The 233-nt window shown below is 50.6% G+C and carries 1 protein-coding gene; it reads left to right on the top strand.

Features of this window, described 5'->3' with window-relative positions:
- Positions 1-207: hypothetical protein (locus tag HMPREF1986_RS13385; protein WP_207636979.1), on the top strand; the 207-nt coding region annotated here is incomplete at its 5' end.
- Between the last annotated feature and the right edge of the window lie 26 nt (positions 208-233).

Raw genomic sequence — 233 nt, 5'->3', positions numbered from 1 at the left:
AGAACCGATATCCCCGAAGGGGACGGAAACTTCCGGTCGAAGTTCGGGAACACAAGCCCCGTTATTAGAAGAACCGATATCCCCGAAGGGGACGGAAACCCACTCTGGAGATTTGCTGTTATCCCTCCTGTATTAGAAGAACCGATATCCCCGAAGGGGACGGAAACAGAGTCTCCACTACTTGAGATAGTTCTCCGATATTATTAGAAGAACCGATATCCCCGAAGGGGACG

The sequence above is a fragment of the Oribacterium sp. oral taxon 078 str. F0263 genome, assembly GCF_000469565.1.
Classification (GTDB): domain Bacteria; phylum Bacillota; class Clostridia; order Lachnospirales; family Lachnospiraceae; genus Oribacterium.
The sequence above is the reverse complement of the archived record's forward strand: the minus strand, read 5'-3'. Positions and strand labels throughout refer to the sequence as shown.